Annotated in this window: 19 protein-coding genes; 7 read left to right on the forward strand and 12 right to left on the reverse strand. The window is 39.2% G+C overall.

Annotated elements, in window-relative coordinates:
* Positions 1 to 594 precede the first annotated feature (594 nt).
* On the reverse strand, positions 595 to 918 hold the full coding sequence (locus NE664_04465; protein ID MCQ4725916.1) for a hypothetical protein: 324 nt from the start codon (positions 916 to 918) through the stop codon (positions 595 to 597).
* Between the two features lie 163 nt (positions 919 to 1081).
* Positions 1082 to 1354 (reverse strand): hypothetical protein, encoded by a 273-nt coding sequence (locus NE664_04470; protein MCQ4725917.1) that lies wholly within the window; start codon positions 1352 to 1354, stop codon positions 1082 to 1084.
* 91 nt (positions 1355 to 1445) lie between these two features.
* Between NE664_04470 and NE664_04475 the strand changes: the two genes are divergently transcribed.
* Positions 1446 to 2096 (forward strand): Crp/Fnr family transcriptional regulator, encoded by a 651-nt coding sequence (locus tag NE664_04475; protein MCQ4725918.1) that lies wholly within the window; start codon positions 1446 to 1448, stop codon positions 2094 to 2096.
* Positions 2097 to 2301: 205 nt separating this feature from the next.
* Here the strand turns inward: NE664_04475 and NE664_04480 are convergent, their stop codons facing one another.
* The 4 genes from NE664_04480 to sfsA form a co-directional block, all read right to left on the reverse strand.
* Positions 2302 to 2952, reverse strand: a complete 651-nt coding sequence (locus tag NE664_04480) for a TrkA family potassium uptake protein (protein ID MCQ4725919.1) — start codon at positions 2950 to 2952, stop codon at positions 2302 to 2304.
* Between the two features lie 21 nt (positions 2953 to 2973).
* On the reverse strand, positions 2974 to 4314 hold the full coding sequence (locus NE664_04485) for a Trk family potassium uptake protein (GenBank protein ID MCQ4725920.1): 1341 nt from the start codon (positions 4312 to 4314) through the stop codon (positions 2974 to 2976).
* A 370-nt stretch (positions 4315 to 4684) separates the two neighbouring features.
* Positions 4685 to 4819 (reverse strand): hypothetical protein, encoded by a 135-nt coding sequence (locus NE664_04490; protein ID MCQ4725921.1) that lies wholly within the window; start codon positions 4817 to 4819, stop codon positions 4685 to 4687.
* Between the two features lie 387 nt (positions 4820 to 5206).
* A complete protein-coding gene (sfsA, locus tag NE664_04495) occupies positions 5207 to 5896 on the reverse strand; it encodes a DNA/RNA nuclease SfsA (protein MCQ4725922.1) in 690 nt (229 codons plus the stop codon).
* A 112-nt stretch (positions 5897 to 6008) separates the two neighbouring features.
* Between sfsA and NE664_04500 the strand changes: the two genes are divergently transcribed.
* Both NE664_04500 and NE664_04505 read left to right on the forward strand, forming a co-directional pair.
* A complete protein-coding gene (locus NE664_04500; protein ID MCQ4725923.1) occupies positions 6009 to 7499 on the forward strand; it encodes a hypothetical protein in 1491 nt (496 codons plus the stop codon).
* A 22-nt stretch (positions 7500 to 7521) separates the two neighbouring features.
* The gene (locus NE664_04505) at positions 7522 to 7893 is read left to right on the forward strand and encodes a VOC family protein (protein MCQ4725924.1); all 372 of its coding nucleotides are present in this window, start codon (positions 7522 to 7524) and stop codon (positions 7891 to 7893) included.
* 333 nt (positions 7894 to 8226) lie between these two features.
* On the opposite strand, the gene megL is transcribed toward NE664_04505, so the two are convergent.
* Positions 8227 to 9420 carry a methionine gamma-lyase gene (megL, locus tag NE664_04510; GenBank protein MCQ4725925.1) on the reverse strand — a complete coding sequence of 398 codons (1194 nt, stop codon included), beginning with the start codon at positions 9418 to 9420 and terminating at the stop codon, positions 8227 to 8229.
* 401 nt (positions 9421 to 9821) lie between these two features.
* Here megL and NE664_04515 point away from each other — a divergent pair, with 401 nt between their 5' ends.
* Positions 9822 to 11201, forward strand: a complete 1380-nt coding sequence (locus tag NE664_04515) for a Na+/H+ antiporter NhaC family protein (GenBank protein ID MCQ4725926.1) — start codon at positions 9822 to 9824, stop codon at positions 11199 to 11201.
* Between the two features lie 833 nt (positions 11202 to 12034).
* Here NE664_04515 and NE664_04520 read toward each other — a convergent pair.
* The 4 genes from NE664_04520 to NE664_04535 form a co-directional block, all read right to left on the reverse strand.
* Positions 12035 to 12961, reverse strand: a complete 927-nt coding sequence (locus tag NE664_04520) for a LysR family transcriptional regulator (protein ID MCQ4725927.1) — start codon at positions 12959 to 12961, stop codon at positions 12035 to 12037.
* 344 nt (positions 12962 to 13305) lie between these two features.
* Positions 13306 to 15408, reverse strand: a complete 2103-nt coding sequence (locus NE664_04525) for a glutamine synthetase III (protein MCQ4725928.1) — start codon at positions 15406 to 15408, stop codon at positions 13306 to 13308.
* Positions 15409 to 15544: 136 nt separating this feature from the next.
* The gene (locus NE664_04530) at positions 15545 to 16075 is read right to left on the reverse strand and encodes a hypothetical protein (protein MCQ4725929.1); all 531 of its coding nucleotides are present in this window, start codon (positions 16073 to 16075) and stop codon (positions 15545 to 15547) included.
* Between the two features lie 237 nt (positions 16076 to 16312).
* Positions 16313 to 16876: a DJ-1/PfpI family protein gene (locus NE664_04535; protein ID MCQ4725930.1), complete on the reverse strand. Its 564-nt coding sequence runs from the start codon at positions 16874 to 16876 to the stop codon at positions 16313 to 16315.
* A gap of 121 nt (positions 16877 to 16997) precedes the next feature.
* Here NE664_04535 and NE664_04540 point away from each other — a divergent pair, with 121 nt between their 5' ends.
* The 3 genes from NE664_04540 to NE664_04550 all read left to right on the forward strand — a co-directional run bounded on the left by NE664_04540 (position 16998) and on the right by NE664_04550 (position 20001).
* Positions 16998 to 17459, forward strand: a complete 462-nt coding sequence (locus tag NE664_04540) for a CYTH domain-containing protein (GenBank protein MCQ4725931.1) — start codon at positions 16998 to 17000, stop codon at positions 17457 to 17459.
* Between the two features lie 437 nt (positions 17460 to 17896).
* Positions 17897 to 18700, forward strand: coding sequence for a sporulation transcription factor Spo0A (gene spo0A, locus NE664_04545; GenBank protein MCQ4725932.1), 804 nt, complete (start codon positions 17897 to 17899; stop codon positions 18698 to 18700).
* Positions 18701 to 19287: 587 nt separating this feature from the next.
* A complete protein-coding gene (locus tag NE664_04550) occupies positions 19288 to 20001 on the forward strand; it encodes an SIMPL domain-containing protein (protein ID MCQ4725933.1) in 714 nt (237 codons plus the stop codon).
* Between the two features lie 613 nt (positions 20002 to 20614).
* On the opposite strand, the gene NE664_04555 is transcribed toward NE664_04550, so the two are convergent.
* Positions 20615 to 21754 carry an acyl-CoA dehydrogenase family protein gene (locus NE664_04555; GenBank protein ID MCQ4725934.1) on the reverse strand — a complete coding sequence of 380 codons (1140 nt, stop codon included), beginning with the start codon at positions 21752 to 21754 and terminating at the stop codon, positions 20615 to 20617.
* Positions 21755 to 22608: the final 854 nt, after the last annotated feature.

Raw genomic sequence — 22608 nt, forward strand, 5'->3', positions numbered from 1 at the left:
ACCACTTTTATTATAAATATAAAATTATTGTATTGTAATATTAAAATACCTATGGTATAATACAACCTAAGTATGCAGACATAATGCATTTCCACCTTAGGTGACTTCTCATTATCTTACCAAAACCAAGCCTTTATGTCAAGGCTTTTTCTTTATGGCTAGTATTTTATTTCTATATGGCGCTTTTTCACGTTTATTATTTCCCCTTTGTCCCGGTTTAAAACATAATTGCATAAATTTTACATCAGGCTTATATCAAGTATGATTTACATTTAAAATTCATCTGTTTTCAACTTTGCATACACATACGGGCTTTTGAATTTTATTTCCCGAAACGACTGCGCCTCTGCGTCCATATTGCGTTAGATACGCTCCGCCTTCCTTTATGCATGTGCATTTGCGCCAAAAATATCAAAAAATTGTCCTGCCAATGCGGCAGTTTAAAAGTATGTATAAAATTAATACAGCCGTCAGGCCGCTTATGGCTGTTTTAACCTGTTATCCTTTGCAGACCGAACGACACGCATACAAAAAATCCGGCTTATTGTATTTCTTTTGCAAAGCCGGATTTTTCAGCGCAACAATATTTTCTTATTATATTATTATCATTATTACGCTTATAACTATTGACGCGCCTATAAGAAGCTTTGAAACTGTATCGTATTTGCCAAAACCAAACCGTAAAACAAGCGCTGCAAGCGGAAGTATACCGAAACAGTATGAAACCGCAATTCCCGCAACGTCATTTGTCGGCCGCGACGACGCGTTAATATATGCCACGAATAACGCCGCAACGGCAGTAAATCCAATTATAAACGTAACAGCCTTCGGGTTTGTCACAACAAGCAAAAGTATAATGCTTGTAATCGAAACTGCAAGTATTATTCCCATAAAAACCGCCATCAGTCCTAAAGCCATATATATACCCCCTTATGTAAAAGTATTATATATTAAGCTTAACGAATTGGCACGGAAATTACCATAACAAAATTCTTAACCTTTTACTAAAAATATAGTAAAAAATCTCCCCGGATTCAAAAATATGCCTTATTTTATCTCTAAAATGCTTTATGCCGCCGTTTCAAAAAACAGAATGTTTAACCCTGTCCCTCTCCTCGGCTCTTTTAGCGTCGTTCCACCTTTCCGTAGTTCCCACAAGGTATCCCGTAATCCTCCTTATCCTTTCAAAAGGAGGAGCGCTTTTAAAGCGGTACTTTAAATCCACAAATTCACCGTCCAAAGATACCTCGACAGATTCAATTTCCCTGTGCGGATACTGTTTTTTGCCGTAATTAACATACGCCATTTTTTCGTTTTCATCTATTTCTCCATTTAAAACAATAACGTCAACCATATTTATAACCTCCTTATTTACATTTATATAAATATATGATACCATAATTCTATATTTTTACTGTTGCATTTGCAACAAGAGAGGTGATTTTATGGGATTTGGTGACTGCGGCCTTTTTAACGAAATAACGCCTGAAGAATACAAACAAATGATGGAATGTTTCGGCAGTATTAAAAAAACATTTAAATCAGGCGAAATAATATGCGATTATTCTGTAAACAGCTCACAGGTCGGCATTATAGAATCCGGGCTTGCTTTAATGGTGCGCATAGATTTTGAAGGCAACAGATCAATACTCGAAACCCTTGAAAGCGGCAGCATATTCGGCGAAGAAATAGCTTTTTCAGGCAGTTCCAAAGACAGTATATTTGTACTATGCCAAAAAAACTGCACCGTACTTTTCCTCGATTACGAACATATAACAAAACGATGCCAAAATGCCTGCAACCACCACACGCTCCTTGTGCAGAACCTTTTTAAGATGATTGCAGATAAGCTTCTGCTGATGAGCAGCCGCGTTGAAGTTTTAAGCCAGAGAACAATACGCGGCAAACTGTTATGCTATTTTAATATAACTGCCGCAAACCGCAAAAGCAGTTCGTTTACACTGCCGTTTTCAGTTACCGCCCTTGCCGATTATATCTGCACCGACAGAAGCGCAATGATGAGGGAAATAAAAAATCTGAAAGAAGAAGGAGTAATAGAAATGGAACGCCGCAATGTTAAACTTCTTCAAAGATAACTATACTTTTAAAAAATCAGTTCAGTCGTTTTGCTTAAGCCTTACATCCGCACGATATATTTTAAAATCCGAACGCACCCTCTTTATGAATCAAAAATACAAGCAAAAGCGGCATTACATTATTTGTAAAAAATCCCCTGCTTTAATACTGCTCAGCAGGGGCGCGCTAACATTCTGCACAGGTAAAACTTACAGCCGAATATTGCTATTTTAAATGCGTTATTTTTTCAACGTCGTCATTGTGGCCCATTACAATCATAGTTTCTTTATCCGAAAAAATATGTTCCGGGCATGGGGCCGGGTTGATAACCCCTTCGTTTTTGATCGCCAGCACGTTAATTCCGTACTTTGAACGGACATTCAGCTTGATAATGCTGTGGCCAATCCAGCTTTCGGGAATCTTTATTTCATAAATAGAATATTCGTCCGTCAATTCGACATAATCGAATATATTGTCCGAGCCATATGTTACGGCAAGCCTTTCGGCCATTTCCCTTTCGGCATAAACAATCCTGTCGGCCCCGTTTCTCAAAAGGAATTTTGCATGAACGTCCCTGCTCGCCCGTGCAAGGACAAATTTGGCGCCGTACTCTTTTAAAAGCGACGTGGTTTCAAGCGAACCTTGGAAATCATCGCCGATAGCCACAACGCACAGATCGAAATTCCTCACTCCCAGATGTTCCACAAACCTTTCTGTTTTGGCGTCCCCGATCTGCGCGCTTGTAAGAACATCCAAAGCGTCGTTTACCCTTTCTTCATCCATATCGACTCCGAGAACTTCATTTCCCTGCTCAAGGAATTTTTTTGCCATATGCCTGCCGAAACGTCCCAAGCCGATTATAAGTATCGATTTCATGTTTTTACCTCCAAAAATCAATTATCCAACTGCAATTTTTTCCTGCGGATACCTGTAAGCCGCCGGAACCCTGTTTGAAATAGCAAGCAGCACGCTTATTCCGCCAACCCTTCCGAAATACATTAAAAGCAGCACAATAAACTTTGAAACTCCGCTGAGTTCAGGAGTTATGCCCAGCGTAAGACCGACTGTGCCTACCGCCGAAGAGGTTTCAAAAAGCACAGCCATAAAATCAAGCCCGTCAATGGCGCATACGGCCATTGTTGAAAACATTACAAGTATTAAATACATCATTAAAATACTGCAAACCTGCCGGAAAGTTTCTTCGTCAATCCTTCGTGAAAAACATTCAACCGACTTTTTCCTTTTCACAACGGCAACAATACTCAGCACAAGTATAGTAAACGTAGTGGTCTTTATTCCTCCTGCCGTCGATCCGGGCGAGCCGCCGACAATCATGAGGCATATAATTAAAAGCAGGCTGGAGTCTGTCAAAGCAGTAAGATCAATGGAATTAAAACCGGCTGTCCGCGGCGAAACGGCCTGAAACAAAGACGCCATCACTTTCTGATGCTGTTCCATACCCTGAAAAGCAGTCCCTTTCATTTCAAAAATATATATTAAAACCGCGCCGAATATAATAAGGAAAACTGTCGTGGCCAAAACAACCTTCGTATGGAGACTGTACCGCTTAAATTTAAGCCCGTGCTCCAACAAATCGCTCCAAACAAAAAAGCCAAGACCGCCCACTATAATAAGCCCCATTATAACAATCAAAAACAAATAATTGTTCCCGACAGTAACAAGAGATGAAAAAGGCGAATAATATCCCATAAGATCTATTCCGGCATTGCAAAATGCCGACACCGAATGGAACACTGAAAAATATATTCCCCTGAGCGCCCCAAGTTCCGGTATAAACTTGAATGAAAGCAAAAACGCTCCGGAAATTTCAAAAAAAAGCGTTCCGAAAACAACCAGCTTAGTAAGGCGGACAATTCCGCCCATGTGAGGCGCCGCAATGGATTCCTGCATTACATACCTGTTTGAAAGGCCTATCTTCCTTTTTGTAAGCGAAACGGCAGATATAGCCACTGTCATAAACCCTATGCCTCCAACCTGTATAAGCGTTATTATAATGAGCTGGCCGAACAAAGACCAGTGGCTGTATGTATCATAAACAACCAGCCCCGTTACGCATGTTGAAGTTGCAGCCGTAAATAAAGCGTCAATAAAAGGTGTCATAACGCCGTTTTTGGAAGATATCGGAAGCGTCAGCAAAACCGCCCCGATAAGTATAATCGCACAATATCCGAGGGCTATGAGTTTCGTCGGATTAAGCTGTTGTTTTTTTAATAACATAAAAAGCCTCCTAAGCCTTATCAAATATTTCCTGAATATAGTAACACAAAACTGCAATATGTCAATATACTTTCAATTTTAAGCGCAAATCTTAATATATAAAATCCGTTCGCCATTAAATATATACGGAAATAACGTCTTAAAAACCTTTTGCGCTTAAAAAATCTTTATAATTCAAACCATATAATTTCCGGCGGCGAATTATTATAAAGCCTCAAAAACAGCATGGCACGGTTTACTGACTGCCGTTTTGCAAACTGCCGCTTTATAATTAAAATCGAATCCGCATTAATAAATAATAACAGCATAAAATAAAAAAAGCGCCGCTTTGAGGTATTTTCCCCAATAGCAGCGCCAAATATTTTGCAATTTACGCGGTCTTGTCAAAGTTCTTTTTCTCCGCCAATATATCCGCTATGCGTTCTTCTATCATTTTAATATACTTTTTGTTTGCAGTAACCCTTATATGGCTGTAAAGCATCCTCAAATCCTTGCTTTTAGGCATACGATGCCGTTCAACGTTGTTTTTAATTACAACGGCTATGCGTTTATGCCTTGTGTGCGTGTGAAGCTTAAAATTATGGGGGTTATAAACTATGTACTCGTCATTGATTTTAGATTTTTTAATCTGTAAAATAATAATCCCTCCCGTATTTTAAATTTTAAAGCATTAAAAAAGCCGTTTTGCCCCAAAGGACAAACGGCTGCCGAAACACACTGAATTTTTTGCTTGAAAATAAAAGGTATCGTTTATCGGGCATATAATGCTGAAACATATTTTAAGCGCTTCCATTTAAACCGCCCCTTCCCTTTTATTTATAATTATATTATGATTAAACTCTGTAAAAATGTCAATATAATAAGCCAAAAACACTGATATTTTGCTTATATTTTACCGAAGTTTTACATCTATTTTTTTATCGATTTTTATTTCATCAATGTTTACATAACATCCGTACGCCATAATTTTAACTCCCGCGGCTTTCGCCTCTTTCAATGCCGTGCAAAACTTTAAATCCGCATCGTAATTAGGTACGAACGTATCAACACCGCCAAGCTGTATCAAAAATAAAACTGCCGCTTCATACCCTTCTCCAACAGCTTCGGCAAGCTCTTGCATGTGTTTCGTCCCTCTTGCCGTAGGCGCGTCAGGAAACGACGCGACTCCTCCGTTTTCAAGCGTTACGCCTTTTACTTCAATAAATCCCCGCTTCCCGGCCTTTTCATAATATATGTCAAAACGGCTGTCCTTATATTTTACTTCCCTTTTTATGCAGTCAACCGCGCCGATTTCTTCAATCTTCCCCTCGGCAAGGGCTTCAGCCGCAACGGCGTTGGGTACCTGGGAATCCATGTTTACAAGAGTTTCTCCTTTATAAACGCCGATAAGCGAATATGCGGTTTTTCTGCCGGGATTTGAACTCTTTTCAAGCGCCGCCGCTACGCCTTCAATCAGAAGTTCCCTGCACCTTCCGGTATTTTTAACATGTGCCTTTTCTTCTTTTCCGTCTATAATAACATTTGCCGTGAAACGATTAGGCCTATTTACAAAAATGCCTTTTACAATATTTGAATACTTCATAAGCTCCCTCCTCATTAAAGCAAAAATTATACTACCATAAAAAAGGGCTGTAAAGTATTGTTATTGGGAAAAATATGCACTATAATAATACGTAATGCGAAAGGAGTAATTTATGGATAATAACAAATTGGAAAAAAATATCACAGGCCTGTCAACCGAATATATATATAACTGTGCCGTCGGCAGTTTCCTGCTTCTTTTGTTAAGCTGCTGCGAGGATATTGGCGAAAACAGTTTTGCCGAAAAATATACCGTCCACAGCGAAATAATCGAACTTAAAGAAAATATACACGAATTAACATGCAGACTTTGCGAAAATTTGCAGGACAGCGAAAAAAAGTCCGTTGGCCTGCAAAAATCATTTGAAATCAAAAACGGCATAGTCAAAATATACTCAAACATTTACAGATACTTTGCGCAGCTTAATATAATTTCAACAGTTATAAGCGATGAAACGGCTTTGCGCAAATATAAAGAAATGGACGGAAAAAACAAAGAAATTGAACTTTCCATGTTCTATACCGACTGTATTGAATTTATACAGCATGCAGAAAGCCTTTCCGAACAGAAAAGCTTTATGGGCCAGCTTTTTAAATGCGTTCCTTTTAAAATGGGACGCGACAAATATTTCGGTCTTGTTGAAAAGAGCCTTTCGTTGGCTTTCAGCGGTGAAAGCAAAGAATTTATAAAAACTTCGCTTGAAACATTTAAAAATACATGCGCTCCCGACAGTTCGCCGGACTACGGCAAATACTTTCCAGAAATAGCCGAAAGCCTCAAAGAAAAATACGGTATAAAACCATCCGAGCTTAACGACGAAGAACTTGAAAAAGAATTTGACGATATTGACGGGATATTTGACAGCCTTTCCGAAATAGAGGACTATTGTCAGGAAATATTAAACGCGGCGAATTCCCTTATAATACTTCATTATCTTAATTTTACCTTTGACGATCTGACAGAAAGCAATTTCGGATACGGCGACGTATACCACAAAGTATGTGAAATGCTGCAAAACCCCGACGATTTGGCTTTTACCGAGACAGTTACAAAACTTCTTGAAGGATATATCGAACCCGTTATCGACAAATCCAACGAAATTAACAAAAAAGAGCTTCCGCTTCTTGAAAAACTCGGTTCATACGATACGTTTGACGATGACGCGGCAAAAATTTTGGCAACGGAAGGCTTTGTCCGCGACGCCTTCTACTGCGATATAAACAGGGAAATATTTAATTTCAATACGGACAGGAACATGCCGGCGGCAGACGAAAGCTTCAAAAACGACGCCTTCGATAATTTTTTATCGTTTATGCGCGGATACTTTTCTTCACTCCCGCTTACCATAAGAAAACCGGCAATGCAGCTGCTTATTGCAAGCCTTCCTATTGCCATGGATATACACGAACTTATGGATTATATCAAAAACGGCATCGATACTGCTTCGTCATTTGAACAGGCCCTGCTGATTATCGACAAGGCCGGCACTATTTTTACAGACAACGGGTTTAATTACAGAACGGAAAATGACGGCGGCGATCATGACCATGACTGCTGCACTCATGAACATCACCACCATGACGGATGCGGCCACAATCATTAATATTCAAAAGGAGGCAATAAATATGTTTGTATTCAACCACTTTAATTATAATGTATTGGATCTCGAAAAGAGCATTAAATTTTATGAAGAAGCCCTTGGCCTGAAAGAAGTACGCCGCAAAACAAGCCCTTCTGAAGGCGAATGGATACTTGTTTATCTCGGCGATGGGAAAACAGGCTTTTCTCTTGAACTTACATGGCTGCGTGACAGGAAAGAGCCTTATAACCTCGGTGAAAATGAATTTCATCTGGCAGTTGAGGCGGACGATTACGAAGCGGCATACAAAAAACATAAAGAAATGGGATGCATATGTTTTGAAAATCCTGACATGGGAATTTATTTTATCAGCGATCCCGATAATTACTGGATTGAAATCATCCCTCCAAAAAAATAACCATAATTTTTGTGCGGCATAATTCCGTAGCAACATAAAACGATACGCTTTTGTGCAGATAAATTTTTGAAATATGCCGTTTTCTGACGTATATAAACCGCAATCCCTACAATACGGCAGTTACATAGCGACATGTACTCTTGCAGAAAACGTATAAGTTTCAATAAAAAGGCGCCTCTCCCTCTTTTTCTTTTTAAGAGGGGGAGGCATTTTTCTTCATTAAGCCGCCGCAACGCATTTGCAGGGGTTAAAACGTATACGGCAAATTAAAAGTAAACGAGGGGTTTAATTTTCACAAATTCCATAAAGCAACTATGCAAACTGCCGCGTGTATTAAATCTCTTTCAAAGCCTGTTCAATGTCATATATAATATCTTCTGCGTTTTCAAGGCCTGCCGAAAGCCTTACAAGCCCTTCTGGTATGCCGGCGTCGGCAAGATCTTTAGGCGAATATGTCGAATGGGTCATGCTTGCAGGATGCTCCACAAGAGTTTCCGCATCGCCAAGGCTTACGGCTATCGTACAAAGCTTAAGCGCGTTAACAAGCTTCATGCCGGCAGCTTTTCCACCTTTAACCTCAAATGATACCATACCGCCGAAATCCGACATCTGTTTTTTGGCCACTTCATAATTTACATGGCTTTCAAGTCCCGGATAATAAACCTTCTCAATCTTTTCATGTTTATCAAGGAACTGTGCTATTGCCCTTGCATTTTCGCAATGGCGTTTCATTCTGATTTCAAGTGTTTTAAGGCCTCTCAAAATCAAAAACGCTTCCTGAGGCCCAAGGACGGAGCCTGTCATATCCTTAATACCGAACATTTTCACTTCATTTATAAAATCAGCCTTGCCTATTACAAAACCGGCTATAACGTCTCCGTGTCCGTTTAAATATTTCGTTGCGGAGTGAACGACTATGTCCGCCCCAAGCTCAAGCGGCCTTTGGAGGCACGGAGTTGCAAAAGTGTTGTCACAGATTACTTTTATTTCACTGTTATAGCTGTGAGCCGTTTCGGCAATAGCCGAAATATCGGCAATTTTAAGATTTGGGTTTGCCGGCGTTTCAAGATATACGGCAACTGTGTTTTCTTTAAGCGCGGCCTTTATTTCATCAAGATTTGAAGTATTTACAAACGTTACCTCAACGCCATACCTCGGCATGCCATGTGCAAGCAGAGCGAAAGTACAGCCGTATAATGTGCTGTCCGCGATAATATGCTTTCCTGCCCCCGCAACTGTCCAAAGCGTTGATGAAATTGCGCCCATACCGCTTGACGTTGCCGCCGCGGCCTCTCCTGATTCAAGCGCCGCAACTTTTCTCTCAAGTACGTTTGAAGTCGGGTTCCCCAAACGCGTGTATATATATCCCGCCTCTTCTCCCGCAAAACGCCTGCCGCCTTCTTCACAGCTGTTAAAATAAAATGTCGACGTTTGATAAATCGGCATTGTAAGCGCACCGAAACGATCGTCTTTATTATTTCCTGCATGTATGGCTTTTGTACCGAATCCAGATTTATAGTTTTCCATATTCAACACTCCTTTTCAAATGCGGTATAACAGTTATCATCTCAATTCCTTAACTAAACCATACCACATTACGGATGAAAAGTGTTAATAGCAAAAATGTATATCCAGTTATCTGTTTTTGCGATAACTATATACATATTGCATACCAATATTATTGTACGCAAAAAATACCGCCGGCAAATCATATAACTACTATCCAAAAAACCGATAGCTGGTTATATATTTTTTATTCTATCACTAATCATATAAAATATGGTATATTAATTATATACAAAAATTATAGCTTTTCAGCTCCTAAAATCAAAAAACTGTTGAATACATGGAGCTGTTTAAACTATAAACGCGTATAATTACATATCATAATAATCATTAACCCGGCATATTTAAAGGAGGTAAGTATTATGGATAAGAAACCAGGCAACACCACAAAGCCCCGCGGGTCGGCGCTGATCCCGTTTTTAGTGTTTATATTTATTTACTTGGGGGCAGGCATTATACTTCAAAGCAAAGGCGTTGAAATGGCATTTTACCAATTCCCCGCCCCCGTTGCAATTTTAATAGCCGTTATGGTTGCCTTTGCAATGTTCAAAGGCTCAATGGATGAAAAGCTGGCGGATTTTATAAAAGGATGCGGCGACGAAAACATACTTACCATGTGTTTTATATACCTTTTCGCCGGCGCTTTTGCTTCCGTTGCCAGCGCCATGGGCGGAGTTGAAGCAACTTCAAATCTCGGGCTTTCGATTATCCCCGCGGAATATATAACGGCAGGTATGTTTGTAATAAGCGCATTTTTGGCAGTTTCAACAGGATCGTCTATGGGCACTATCGGCGCCGTCGGCCCTATTGCAATCGCCACAGCCGATAAAGCCGGGCTGAGCCTGCCATTAATGGTTGCCGCTGTAATCGGCGGCGCAATGTTCGGGGATAACCTTTCAATTATTTCCGACACGACAATCGCGGCCACAAGAACTCAGGGATGCGAAATGCGCGATAAATTTAAAGTAAACTTTTTTATAGCCCTTCCGGCCGCTGTGCTTACATTTATACTTCTGCTTATTTTCGGCAAGCCGGAAACAGCCGTGCCCCTTGAATACCTCGACTATAACTTTATCAAAGTGCTTCCGTATATATTCGTGCTTGTAATGGCCGTTATGGGCTTTAATGTTTTCTTGACTCTCGGTTCGGGAACGATAATCGCCGGAATAATCGGCATAGCTTACGGCGATATTGCCCCTTTAGGGTTTGTGCAGAGCATTTACGGCGGTTTTACCGGTATGACGGAAATTTTCCTTCTTTCCCTTATAACGGGCGGCCTTGCATATATGGTAACAAAAAACGGCGGCCTTCAATGGCTCCTTGAAAAAATAAAAGGGCTTATAAAGGGAAAACGTTCGGCTGAAATCGGCATAGCCGCGATAGCTTCCGCCGCCGATATGGCAGTTGCAAACAATACGGTAGCAATTATTATCACAGGCCCTATTGCAAAAGGTATTTGTGAAGAGTTCCATGTAGATCCACGAAGAAGCGCTTCGCTTCTTGACATGTGGACTTGTATATTCCAGGGATTTATACCATACGGCGCACAGGTGCTTTTGGCATGCAGCCTTACTGCAGAAGCATCCGCGCAGATAAGCCCTCTGAGCCTTTTCCCATTATTATGGTATCAGATACTGCTTGCAGCCTTTGCCGTTATTTCAATATTTATACCTTATGCCGACGGTATAATCAAAAAACGTCCTTGGGATTATAAGGAATGGAAAGCAGTCGACAAATCATGATTTAAACAGACTTTTACAATATTATGACTATGTAATTAAATTAAAAGCATGCTGAAATATATCGTAACTAATTTTTATCTAACGACATGATATAAACGAAAGTTTAAAAGACGGTTTAAAAACTATTGTTTTTGTCCGTCTTTTTTACAATATATCATTTTTTACCGTTGACCTGCACTCATTTTAAAAACCAAAACATATTGAACTAATAATTATAAATTAAAACTGCCGCTTTTTTGTTTTCCTGCCACAATACAGAACGGAATTTGGCTATAATCGTTATTTTTCTTATAAAACCGGCATGTTACATGGCAATCGGCAGTATATAGCGTAATTTCAAAAACTAAAATCAGCTTTAAAATTAAAAAGTTATACTTTCCATAATAATTGCCTGAACCAAATAATAATAAGTTTTAATATGCCGACGGAATACCGGTAACCTTTATTTAAAACTGCATGCTTTGATTTATTTATTCGTAAACCAACAAAGCCATGACTTAAACGTCAAAAAACTTTTTCTTTTAAGGCCGAAAAGTTTTAACAGCAAAACAGTACGGTTTAATAACAACAGCGTTTGATACGGTTTCCCCACAATCCGCATCCGCAGACGTATAAAATATATTTTTAAATAGCATGCGCTTATGCTGAATTTAAGTTAATTTTTTTATTTCTCCTTCAAATTTAAAATGTGATTTTAGCCGTTTCCGAATAAACCACAATTTTTGCATCATTTGCGCACTAAAAAAGCCTATGCTCCGAAATAACAATGAAACCGTTTCAGACAAAAAAGTTATTGCGCTGTGCCTATATTACATTAAACCCAACCGCATGCTCTATACAACCGCTTTCCCGTCCAACATCTCTTTTAGGCACTTTATAAATTTTTCCGCCCTGTCGTTAAGAGTAAACTCTTTAAGCTTAATCCAGCCTATGCGCATGTAATCTATCTTGTCTTTTACAGGCACGGCTTTAATATCCGGCGGCACATATCCCTTAGGAAGCACGCCGCTTCCCGTTGTAAACGCCTTGCTGTGGCTCAGTATGTTATAAGCCGTGGCTCTGTCGTTAATATAAATAATCTTGTCAAAACAGTATGAACCCGAAAAAACGGCTTCTTCAGAAAAATTTGAACTGGTATTGTCTTTTTTTGAAAAAACAAGATACGGATATTTTGCCAAATCGCTGAGGCTAATTTCTTCTTCTTCCGCTAAGGGATGGTTTATATTTAAAAATACATGCGGCTTGATCCTTTTAATTTCATTAAATTCAATTTCGCTTGCATTAAGCACCCTGTTCATAAATTTTTCGGTCATATCCGAAAGGAAAATTATGCCTATATGGCTTTTTCTGTCTTTAACATTTTCTATAACCTTATCCATATCGGTTTCTTTAAATGAAAATTCAAACTTGCCACATTCTTCCATATTCATAAGCTCAACAAAGGCTTTTGTACATATAGGATACCGCTGGGCCGAGATATTAAGCTTTGCCGTTTCATGGCCGTATCTGTCGTTGTAGAACCTCTCGACTTTTTTCTGCTGTTCAATTATCGGCCTAACCTGCACAAGGAACTCCTGGCCGTCTTCGGTTAAAACTATTCCCCTGTTGCTCCTTATAAATATTTTAATTCCAAGCTCCTGCTCCAGTTCCCTGATAGAGCTTGAAAGGCTGCTCTGGGAAACAAACAGGTTCTGCGCCGCCTTATTAATGGAACCGCAGTTATAAATCTCACTGATGTATTTAAGCTGTAAAAACGTCATATACTACCCTCCCGCCGCCGACGGCGCTATAATACCCTCGCACCCGGCAGACAACTTCTTATATAACTTCCCCGCCTCCGATTCAGACAAATAAACCTCAATAAATTAGAGGTATATATACAAAACTGTCTTTACGATATATTTTTTACAAGAAAATTTCAAAATATCGGTTTATTAATTTTTTATACATAAACTGCCTATATTTTAACACTTTATTATTATATCATAATATCAAAAAAATGACATCAAACAGTTATTATATCTTGAAGAGTAAAAAGGCATATGCCTTTTATAATCGCATATGCCTTTTATCTTATACTTTTATAATTATTCTTACATATTATTTATATGTAGAACAACAAATCGCCGTATGTCGGGAACGGCCAATACTTCTCGTCTACCATTTTCTCAAGTTCGTCAGCCGGAGCCCTGAGAGCTTCCATAGCCGGAACAATTTCTTTCCTGCATGACGCCGCTTTTTCCGCCATATCGGATATTTCGCCGTTTTTGTTCAATAAAACAGTAAGATTTTTAAGCGCCCTGTCAAATTCATCTGTTTTGTCAACAAGTTCGTTTAGAACTCCTCTTGCCGTTGAAGGGTCGGCGCCTGCCTCCATAAGGTTTATAACCGTTTTTGAAAGCTCGTTTGAATATTTCATAACAGCCGGCCTTATCTGCTTGAGCGCCATATCCTCCATTGTTTTTGCCTCAATATTAATCTGTTTCGCATACTCTTCATAAAGTATATCGGCTCTGGATTCACATTCGATCCTTGTAAGCACGCCGTGTTTTTCAAAAAGCTTAACTGCCTTTTCGCTCTTGATTGCCGGTATGGCTTCAAGCATACAGCTTATATTAGGCAATCCACGCCTTTCCGCTTCTTCTATCCATTCATTGCCGTAGCCGTTTCCATTGAATACAACCCTCTTATGGGCCTTCACGGATTCTTTGAGAAGTTCTATTACAGCCTTCTCAAAGTTGTCTGCCTTTTCAAGCCTGTCGGCAAAATCAGAAAGCACGTCGGCAACAATAGAGTTTAAGATATAGTTTGTACATCCTATAGAGTCTGATGAGCCAAGCATCCTAAACTCGAATTTATTCCCCGTAAATGCAAAAGGCGACGTCCTGTTCCTGTCCGTAACGTCTTTTTTAAGCCATGGCACGGTGCTTACGCCAACAGTCATTTCCTCACCCTGCTTGCTTTTTGAAAGTTCCCCTTTTTCCAACTGCTCAAGTATATCTTCAAGCTGGTCGCCCAAGAAAATAGAAATAATTGCCGGCGGAGCCTCGTTTGCCCCAAGCCTGTGGTCATTGCCCGGGTTAGCCGCCGACACTCTTAATAAATCAGCATGCTTATCAACCGCTTCTATAACCGCCACAAGCATTGTCAAAAACAATAAATTCTCATGCGGCTTTTTCCCCGGTTTAAGTAAATTCCTGCCCGTATCTGTAGAAATAGACCAGTTATTATGTTTTCCCGAACCGTTCACGCCTTCAAACGGCTTCTCATGGAGCAGGCATACAAGGTTAAAGTGTCCCGCAATCCTTTTCATAGATTCCATTATAAGCTGGTTATTGTCAGTTGCAAGGTTAACGTCAGTATATATAGGCGCAAGCTCATGCTGGCACGGCGCAACTTCATTATGCTGAGTTTTTGCAGGTATGCCGAGTTTCCAAAGCTCTCTGTTAAGTTCATGCATAAAGCTTGCAACATTTTCCCTTATACTTCCGTAATAATGGTCGTCAAGTTCCTGGCCTTTAGGAGCATGGGCGCCAAAAAGCGTTCTTCCGGTAAATATAAGATCCTTCCTTTTTTTGTACATGTCTTTATCTATAAGGAAATACTCCTGTTCAGGGCCTACCGATACTATAATTCTTTTGGTTTCATTGTCGCCGAAAAGCCTGAGTACCCTTATAACCTGCGTATTAAGCGCATCAAGCGAGCGCAGAAGCGGCGTCTTTTTATCCAGGGCCTCGCCTGTATAACTGCAGAAAACCGTTGGTATGCACAGCGTAAGCCCCGACGCATCCTCTTTTAAAAACGCCGGCGAAGTGCAGTCCCACGCCGTATATCCCCTTGCTTCAAACGTGGCTCTCAGTCCTCCGGAAGGGAATGACGACGCGTCAGATTCACCTTTTATAAGTTCTTTGCCGGAAAATTCCGCAATAGCCCTGCCGTGCCCAACAGGCGTCAGGAACGCTTCATGCTTTTCGGCAGTTATCCCGGTCATCGGCTGGAACCAATGGGTATAATGGGTCGCTCCCCTTTCAATCGCCCAATCCTTCATTGCGTTTGCAACAACTTCCGCAACGGAAGCCGATAAGCTTTCTTTATTTTCTATTGTCCTTCTCAATTCCTCGTAAATTTTTTTCGGCAGCCTTTCAGTCATAACAATATCGTTAAAAACGTTCATGCCGTAAATTTCAGACAATTCTATTTTTTCCATAGCCACGTTCCTTTCCTTTAATAATGAAACCATTATATATAATAAGACGTTCACCGAAACAATTAGCTGCAGTGAACGCCGAAAGCCTAAATGAAAACAATTATAAATACCGTGCCGATTCAGGCTTTAATACTATTTAATATTTGGCATTCACATATCCGTCTATAAGCGAAATACGGCTTTCCTCACAGAAAACGCCTTCCTCCCTGAGAGAAGCCAATATTGACGTATCGGTTGAATGTAATATCATGTCGTACATGCCGTAATCACGGCATACAATTTCAAAAAGCCGCCCTTTAAGCGCTTTGCTTCTCACTTTAACAAAATAAGCTTCTATATTTTTATAATCCAATAATTTCAGTACCTGCTTTGTAGCTTGGTCTTTCTTATGGTAATAATAGTTGCTTTTTTCCCTAAAGCCTTTTTTTACTTCGTATTCCATACCGTATTCGGCGCTCATAGTTTTATTCTCTTTGGCAAGGGCATTATAATATTGGTAATTATAAAGGCACTTGTCAACCGAATCCAAAATAGTAAATGGTCCTATATCATTATTAATAACCATTTCATAATTTTTTTTAAGATATTCCCTTTTTGTCATATCGCCTTTTAAATATTGATCTATAAGGCTCTGCCTATACATAAAATATTTCTGCATTTTATTCATTATAAAACATCCAATCAGGCTTGATTTTTTAAGCTTTAAACACTTATGCCGCTTTTACAGGGATACTTTGAAAAATTATACGCTTAAGTATACCACACGATTTTATGGCAAGTAAAGCCTTTTAAAAAAGGTTTATACGTTTATATTAAGAAAATATACGCCTGTTTTATAATACTGCCGAAAATCACCGCATCCTTCATTTATATATAAGAAAAATACATAAAATATAACCTCACCCTAAATGTTGCAGCCGTTTTTATATACAATGCTTTCCATTACTTCCCGTGCTTTTTCTATTCCGGCTAAATACTCAATCAAAGCTTTGGAAAAATCTATTGCCGTTCCTACTCCCTTTGAAGTTATTATATTCCCGTCTGAAGCAACACTGTTTTCTTCTATTACGGCTCCTGTAAGTTCGCTTTCCATTCCCGGGTAACAGCATGCGCGCCTTCCGTTCAGCAAACCAAGCCTGCCGAAAATTACGGGAGCCGCACAGATTGCCGCAATAAGCTTGCCTTCATTATTGAATTTGACAATACTCTCGCATAATTTTTTATCTGAATAAAGGTTTTCTGTTCCCGGCATTCCTCCCGGAAGTATAATTCCGTCACAATTCGATATGTCTAACTCACGCATTGTGTGATCTGTTAAAACTTTTATTCCGCTTCTTCCCGTAATTTGTACGTTTTCACTTATTGAAATTATTACAACCTCAATTTTAGCCCGGCGCAGCAAATCTATTACAGTAATTGCTTCAACTTCCTCAAATCCTTCAGATAAAAATATACAAACTTTTTTCAAGTCAATCACCTCTCTTTATGAAATATTATATACAAAAAGCATATACAAAACAATACGATTATTTGTTATAATAATGATTACAGTAAAAAAATAACTATATAAAACAATAAAGGAGCTCAAAATGGAAATCGAAAAAAAATATTTGACAAAAAAAGTACCTTTTTCTCTTGAAGGCTTCAAAAAAGCTGAAATCTCCCAATGCTATATCTCAACCGAACCGGTTATAAGGCTGAGAAATCACAGCGGTAAATATATGCTTACTGTAAAAGGCGACGGGCTTATCTCTCGTGAAGAACTTGAACTTAACATTACAAAAGAACAATATGAGCGCCTAATAAAAAAATCCGAAACATCCATTGTCATTAAAACAAGGTATTATATACCGCTTAAATGCGGTCTTACAGCCGAGCTTGACGTTTACCACTCGCAGCTTGACGGCCTTATTACCACGGAAGTTGAATTTTCCAGTTTAGAAGAAATGGAAACATTCGCGCCGCCACGTTGGTTCGGCATTGACATATCAGACAATAAAATGTATAAAAATTCATATTTAGCAATCCACGGCCGCCCTGCCTATAAGTAAAAAAGCATAATAAACAGACATCTTATTATTTTAACAAAATTATAAAATTTATCCCTTTAATTAGAACATGCGTATTTTATTAATTTATTTTTATTAAAAATAGTAGTTTTTTATCTGGCAAAGATTTTTTAGCAACTTTAATCGACCGCATATTCATTCATTAAATGTTTTTTCCTTATAAGTCTGCATATTCTAACATTGATATTAATCCTAATAATAAGACAAAAAAACACACTTTGTGTGGTAAAAAAAACAATATACCACTATATTTAGTCTTATTATGCAAAAATATCGGATATTTTTTTCCATAATTTGGTTATAATAAGTATTGCAAAAAATGGTGTATACATCTATAATTATCCACACGAGGAAAAAATTTCCAATATTTCATCTTAATTTGGAAGTCAAAACAAAAATTTAATCTTGGAGGGATTATGTTGAATCAAAACAGAATAAAAGTATTAATTGCAGATGATAATAAGGATTTTTGCGATGTGATTAAAAACCACCTTAACAGCAAGGACGATATTGAAGTGGTAGCCGTTGCTTATGACGGGACAGAGGCATTCAAACTGATTAATGAAACCCATCCCGATATAGCCCTTATCGACAGTATTATGCCGCGCCTCGACGGTCTTGGACTTTTAGATAAGCTTAATCAAAGCCAAATCGCAAAAAGGCCGATTTGTATAATACTTTCTTCTTTAAGCCAAGAAAAAATATCAAACCGCGCATTTGAACTTGGCGCCGACTACTACATACTTAAACCTTTTGACATGGAATCCCTTGTAAACAGGATCCGCCAATTCAGGCAAACGCCGGCACAAACTCAACAGGCCCCTTCGGCCATTGCTGCGGAACCGGTAAGAGCCGACCTTACAAACGCCTATAACCTTGAAACAAAAGTAACAAATATACTGCATGAAATCGGCGTTCCGGCGCACATAAGAGGATACCACTACATGCGCGAAGCCATTATTATGAGCGTTAACGATATGGATGTATTAAACTATATTACAAAAGAGCTTTACCCTTCCATCGCCAAAAAATGCAACACAACCCCAAGCCGTGTGGAAAGAGCAATTCGCCATGCTATTGAAGTCGCATGGAACAGGGGCAAAATCGACGCTATTGACAGTCTTTTCGGATATACAATTAATAACCATAAAGGCAAACCGACAAACAGCGAATTTATTGCCTTAATTGCCGACAGGCTCAGGCTGGAACAAAAAGCAAGCTAAAACATATGCAAGCAAAGATATGGCGATTCATTAATTCGCCATACTTTGTTGATATTATATTTAATTATCGTATCTTTTGTTTCTTTATACAATAAAAACCCATACCTTACCGGATACCTTCTGAATTGGATGATAATTTATTTTACAATTCAGAAGGTAATTCTGTAATTCTGTTTTTTTGTATTTGTATGTTAAGCAAAAATTGCTTAAATAATGTGTACCGGCAAAATATGGCTGATTGAATTTTAAAAATGCATTGTTTTTAAAATAAAAATTAATCTCACACTTTTTCTCCGCCGAACATTTACACACGGAACCGTGCTCTTTTTCATCATATCTTCAAACAACTCCTATATATGAAGCTGCAAAGCATAAAATATTTTTAAACAAAATTATTATTTTAAGGAACAAAATCCAATTATTTTAAGTTATAATATATATAATAATTTTTATTCTTAGACCAATGAAAAACAGAAAAATCCGCCACAAAATTACGTTTATCCAATTCCTGTTTTTCATGGCGCAAAGAACAAAATTTTTCTTAGATTAAACTGTGTATTTTTACTGTTTTAAAAGGAGGCATTATTATGAAAAAATTTAAATCTGCTTTAGCCACATGCTGCTGCGCCGTATTTTTATTATCCGTTCCTGTTTTTGCCGCCGAAACCAATGCCCGTGAAATTACAGTTAACGCAAAGGGAACGGTATATGCCGAACCGGACACTGCCGAAATTGTACTTGGCGTAAGGACTGTCGCCGATACGTCTCTTAAGGCGCAAAGCGAAAATGCAGAAATAATGGAAAATGTAACGTCGGCCCTTAAAGAACTGGGTTTTACAGAAAATCAGTTCAGGACAAGCGATTTTTCAATATATCCTGACTATTCAAATTCAAACAGCCAAACCATAACAGGATATACCGCAACAAATACAATTACAGTAACAACAAAAGACCTTGACAATATAACAAACGTAATTGACGCCGCCGCAAAAGCCGGAGCAAACATAAATAACGGCGTATACTTTTCAGTTGAAAATCCATCGCAATATTACGGAAAAGCTCTTGAGCTTGCCGTTGCAAACGCAAAAACCAGCGCCGAATATATAGCCGGAGCCCTCAACGTCACAATAGGTGCGCCTGTAAGCGTAACTGAAAACGGAGGCGGCTACTCTTACGAAACCGCGTCCTCGAAAAGTATGGCGGCAAACGCCGATATGGACGGCGGAAGCGGCGCTTCAACCGAAATCTACTATGACGATATAGAAATAACAGCGCGATTAACAGTAGTATACAACTATTAATTTATAATTGGGTGTGAAATAAAACAGCCGCTTAAAAGCGGCATAAATATCACAGTGTAAAAACCGTCGCGGCCTAATTAGCTATTCTTCTTAACTAAAAAACATAAAAAACTAAAAAGATTGCCGTTTGCAATCATAATATTTGGTTTTTGCATAAATATTAGCTTCAGTTTACAAGGGCGATCACTTCCCACAAGGAAAAATTTTCCGCGTTTCCGTGTTGCATACGCTTGCCATAGTAGCCGCTGTGCCGGCGCGCATGCGCCTTGAACTGCAAAAATTTTTTTCCTTGTGAAGTCTGGGAATTTTAACGGACGTTAGCGGCGTAACAGCAAGGCAAAGACAGGCCGGCATTGCAGAGCCTATGGCAAAGCGGAACACATCTATTGCTCCGCTAACATCCGTTAAAACCGTGTGTACTCTTGTAAACTGAGGCTACTTTTTATTTTAATATGTTTATAACCACAGACGCGCCGTATACTATAACTTTTGTAAAATTTTTGGCAATTATAAAATTCTCAAAGTCCATATAAAAAAGACGGAAAAGCTATGTCGCGCTTTTACCGTCTTTTTTATAATTTACCCGTTTTATGCCTTTAAACTATATCAGCGTTTATTTAAACAATGCGCCGCTGATAATAAGCTTTTGAATTTCGTTTGTGCCTTCATAAATCTGCGTAATCTTAGCGTCGCGCATCATTCTTTCAACATGGTAATCTTTCATAAATCCGTTGCCGCCAAGCATCTGGACTGCCTCGGTAGTAACCTGCATTGCGGCGTTTGTACACAGAAGCTTTGCTTTTGCAGCGGCAATCGAATACGGCCTTCCTTCCGATTTGTCCATGGCGGCTTTATAAAGCATAAGCCTTGCCTGATCAATAACACATTCAAGTTCCGCCATTTTAAAAGCAAGGTACTGGTTTTTATAAAGAGGTTTTCCAAACTGTTCCCTCTTCATAAGATATTTTCTTGCTATTTCAAAAGCGCCCTCCGCAATTCCAAGGCCCTGCGCTGCAACTCCAATCCTTCCGCCGTCAAGAGTTTTCATGGCGATTTTAAATCCGTCGCCTTCTTTTCCCAAAAGATTTTCCGCCGGAACAACACAGTCCGTAAATATCGTTTCGGAAACCTGAGCCGCTCTTATTCCCATTTTATTTTCAACCTTGCCTATTGTAAATCCGGGAGTTCCTTTTTCAACAAGGAATAATGAAAGCCCTTTTGATTTAAGTTCAGGCTGTGTTAAAGCGTAAACTGCGATATAATCGCACAACGGCCCGTTTGTTGTAAAGCACTTAGCACCGTTAAGCACATAATGGTCGCCTTTCTTTTCCGCAACGGTTACGCATCCTCCGGCGTCGCTGCCCGCATTCGGCTCCGTAAGACCGAACGATCCCAAAGCTCCGCCTTCAAGCACAGGTTTCAGGAATTTCTTTTTCTGTTCTTCGTTTGCAGAGTTGTAAACGCTGCCGCCGTAAAGCGAAGTGCATACGGAAAAACTAATTCCCAAAGACGCGTCTACCCTTGAAATCTCTTTTACGGCAATAGCATAATCAAGGTAGTTTCCGCCCTGTCCGCCGTATTCCTTCTCATATGGAAGCCCGATAAGTCCCATATCAACCATTTCCCTGTAAAGATCAATAGGATAAGAACTTGTTTCATCCCTTTCAATTACGCCCGGCAGTAATTTTTCTTCCGCAAATTCCCTTACTTTTTTCTGTAAAAGCGCTTCTTTTTCCGATAACTCAAAGTTCATAAAAAATACCCCCAATAATAAATAAAATTCTCCTTGTGCTTCAGGCCCCAATGCCTGACTGTGTTGTTGTAAAATTCACAAATTGCGGCGCCTGTTTTCGGCATTTACAGCCGCCTAGCCTTTCATTTTTGAATAAAAGGCCCAATAAAAACCGTTTATTTCGGCATAAACAGCTTTTATTTTGTTTATTTTTACAGACAGAGAAAAGCTTCAATAAATATTTTTATAACAAATAATTAGCATGCTAAATATTTGTCAAAAAATATACCCTGCTTTAAGCAGGTTATACTTTCCATCTGTTTATAATAAATATATACTCCTATTTTGATATTTTGTCAATGGATTTTAAATATATTTTTTGCACAATAAACGGATATATAATTCCGGATATATATAGTAATATTTACAATAATAGCAACTGCATGTTGTCATACATTTCTATAGCTTCCGTTTACAGGAAACATACGGTTTCAGCGGACGTTATATGCGCAATAGCCGCGTTAAAGCCGCTTGCCGTAGGAGCCTCGGCGTCTGAGGCCTTTGCCTTACGCCGCCGACGCCCGTTAAAACGCTCCGACCTCGCAAGGAAAAATTTTTTGCGGTTCTAGACGCATACGCGCCGGCGCAACGACTCCTGCGGCAAGCGTATGCAGAACGGAAATGTGGAAAATTTTTCCTTGCCGGGAGCATGTCCCCTTCTATGTTTGTACCAAAAATCAAAGCTTATACTAAACTTCCGCTAATCCGGCTCCGCGTTCCGAAGCGGCATAATCCCGCTTCGGAACGTAGTTTGGCCAATAACCCAAAGCTTAACTAAACCGCATAAATTAATTTCACAGATAAAAACGTACTTA

The sequence above is a fragment of the Anaerotignum faecicola genome (assembly GCA_024460105.1).
Taxonomy (GTDB): Bacteria; Bacillota; Clostridia; order Lachnospirales; family Anaerotignaceae; genus JANFXS01.

Excerpts from the sequence above, each read along its gene's own strand:
- NE664_04555 (MCQ4725934.1), bottom strand. The coding sequence starts at position 21,754 with ATGAACTTTGAGTTATCGGAAAAAGAAGCGCTTTTACAGAAAAAAGTA.
- NE664_04500 (MCQ4725923.1), top strand. The coding sequence starts at position 6,009 with ATGGATAATAACAAATTGGAAAAAAATATCACAGGCCTGTCAACCGAA.
- NE664_04470 (MCQ4725917.1), bottom strand. The coding sequence starts at position 1,354 with ATGGTTGACGTTATTGTTTTAAATGGAGAAATAGATGAAAACGAAAAA.
- NE664_04520 (MCQ4725927.1), bottom strand. The coding sequence starts at position 12,961 with ATGACGTTTTTACAGCTTAAATACATCAGTGAGATTTATAACTGCGGT.
- megL (MCQ4725925.1), bottom strand. The coding sequence starts at position 9,420 with ATGGAAAACTATAAATCTGGATTCGGTACAAAAGCCATACATGCAGGA.
- NE664_04490 (MCQ4725921.1), bottom strand. The coding sequence starts at position 4,819 with ATGCCTAAAAGCAAGGATTTGAGGATGCTTTACAGCCATATAAGGGTT.
- NE664_04540 (MCQ4725931.1), top strand. The coding sequence starts at position 16,998 with ATGGAAATCGAAAAAAAATATTTGACAAAAAAAGTACCTTTTTCTCTT.
- NE664_04530 (MCQ4725929.1), bottom strand. The coding sequence starts at position 16,075 with ATGAATAAAATGCAGAAATATTTTATGTATAGGCAGAGCCTTATAGAT.
- NE664_04550 (MCQ4725933.1), top strand. The coding sequence starts at position 19,288 with ATGAAAAAATTTAAATCTGCTTTAGCCACATGCTGCTGCGCCGTATTT.
- NE664_04525 (MCQ4725928.1), bottom strand. The coding sequence starts at position 15,408 with ATGGAAAAAATAGAATTGTCTGAAATTTACGGCATGAACGTTTTTAAC.
- NE664_04515 (MCQ4725926.1), top strand. The coding sequence starts at position 9,822 with ATGGATAAGAAACCAGGCAACACCACAAAGCCCCGCGGGTCGGCGCTG.
- sfsA (MCQ4725922.1), bottom strand. The coding sequence starts at position 5,896 with ATGAAGTATTCAAATATTGTAAAAGGCATTTTTGTAAATAGGCCTAAT.
- NE664_04505 (MCQ4725924.1), top strand. The coding sequence starts at position 7,522 with ATGTTTGTATTCAACCACTTTAATTATAATGTATTGGATCTCGAAAAG.
- NE664_04465 (MCQ4725916.1), bottom strand. The coding sequence starts at position 918 with ATGGCTTTAGGACTGATGGCGGTTTTTATGGGAATAATACTTGCAGTT.
- NE664_04480 (MCQ4725919.1), bottom strand. The coding sequence starts at position 2,952 with ATGAAATCGATACTTATAATCGGCTTGGGACGTTTCGGCAGGCATATG.
- NE664_04485 (MCQ4725920.1), bottom strand. The coding sequence starts at position 4,314 with ATGTTATTAAAAAAACAACAGCTTAATCCGACGAAACTCATAGCCCTC.
- NE664_04475 (MCQ4725918.1), top strand. The coding sequence starts at position 1,446 with ATGGGATTTGGTGACTGCGGCCTTTTTAACGAAATAACGCCTGAAGAA.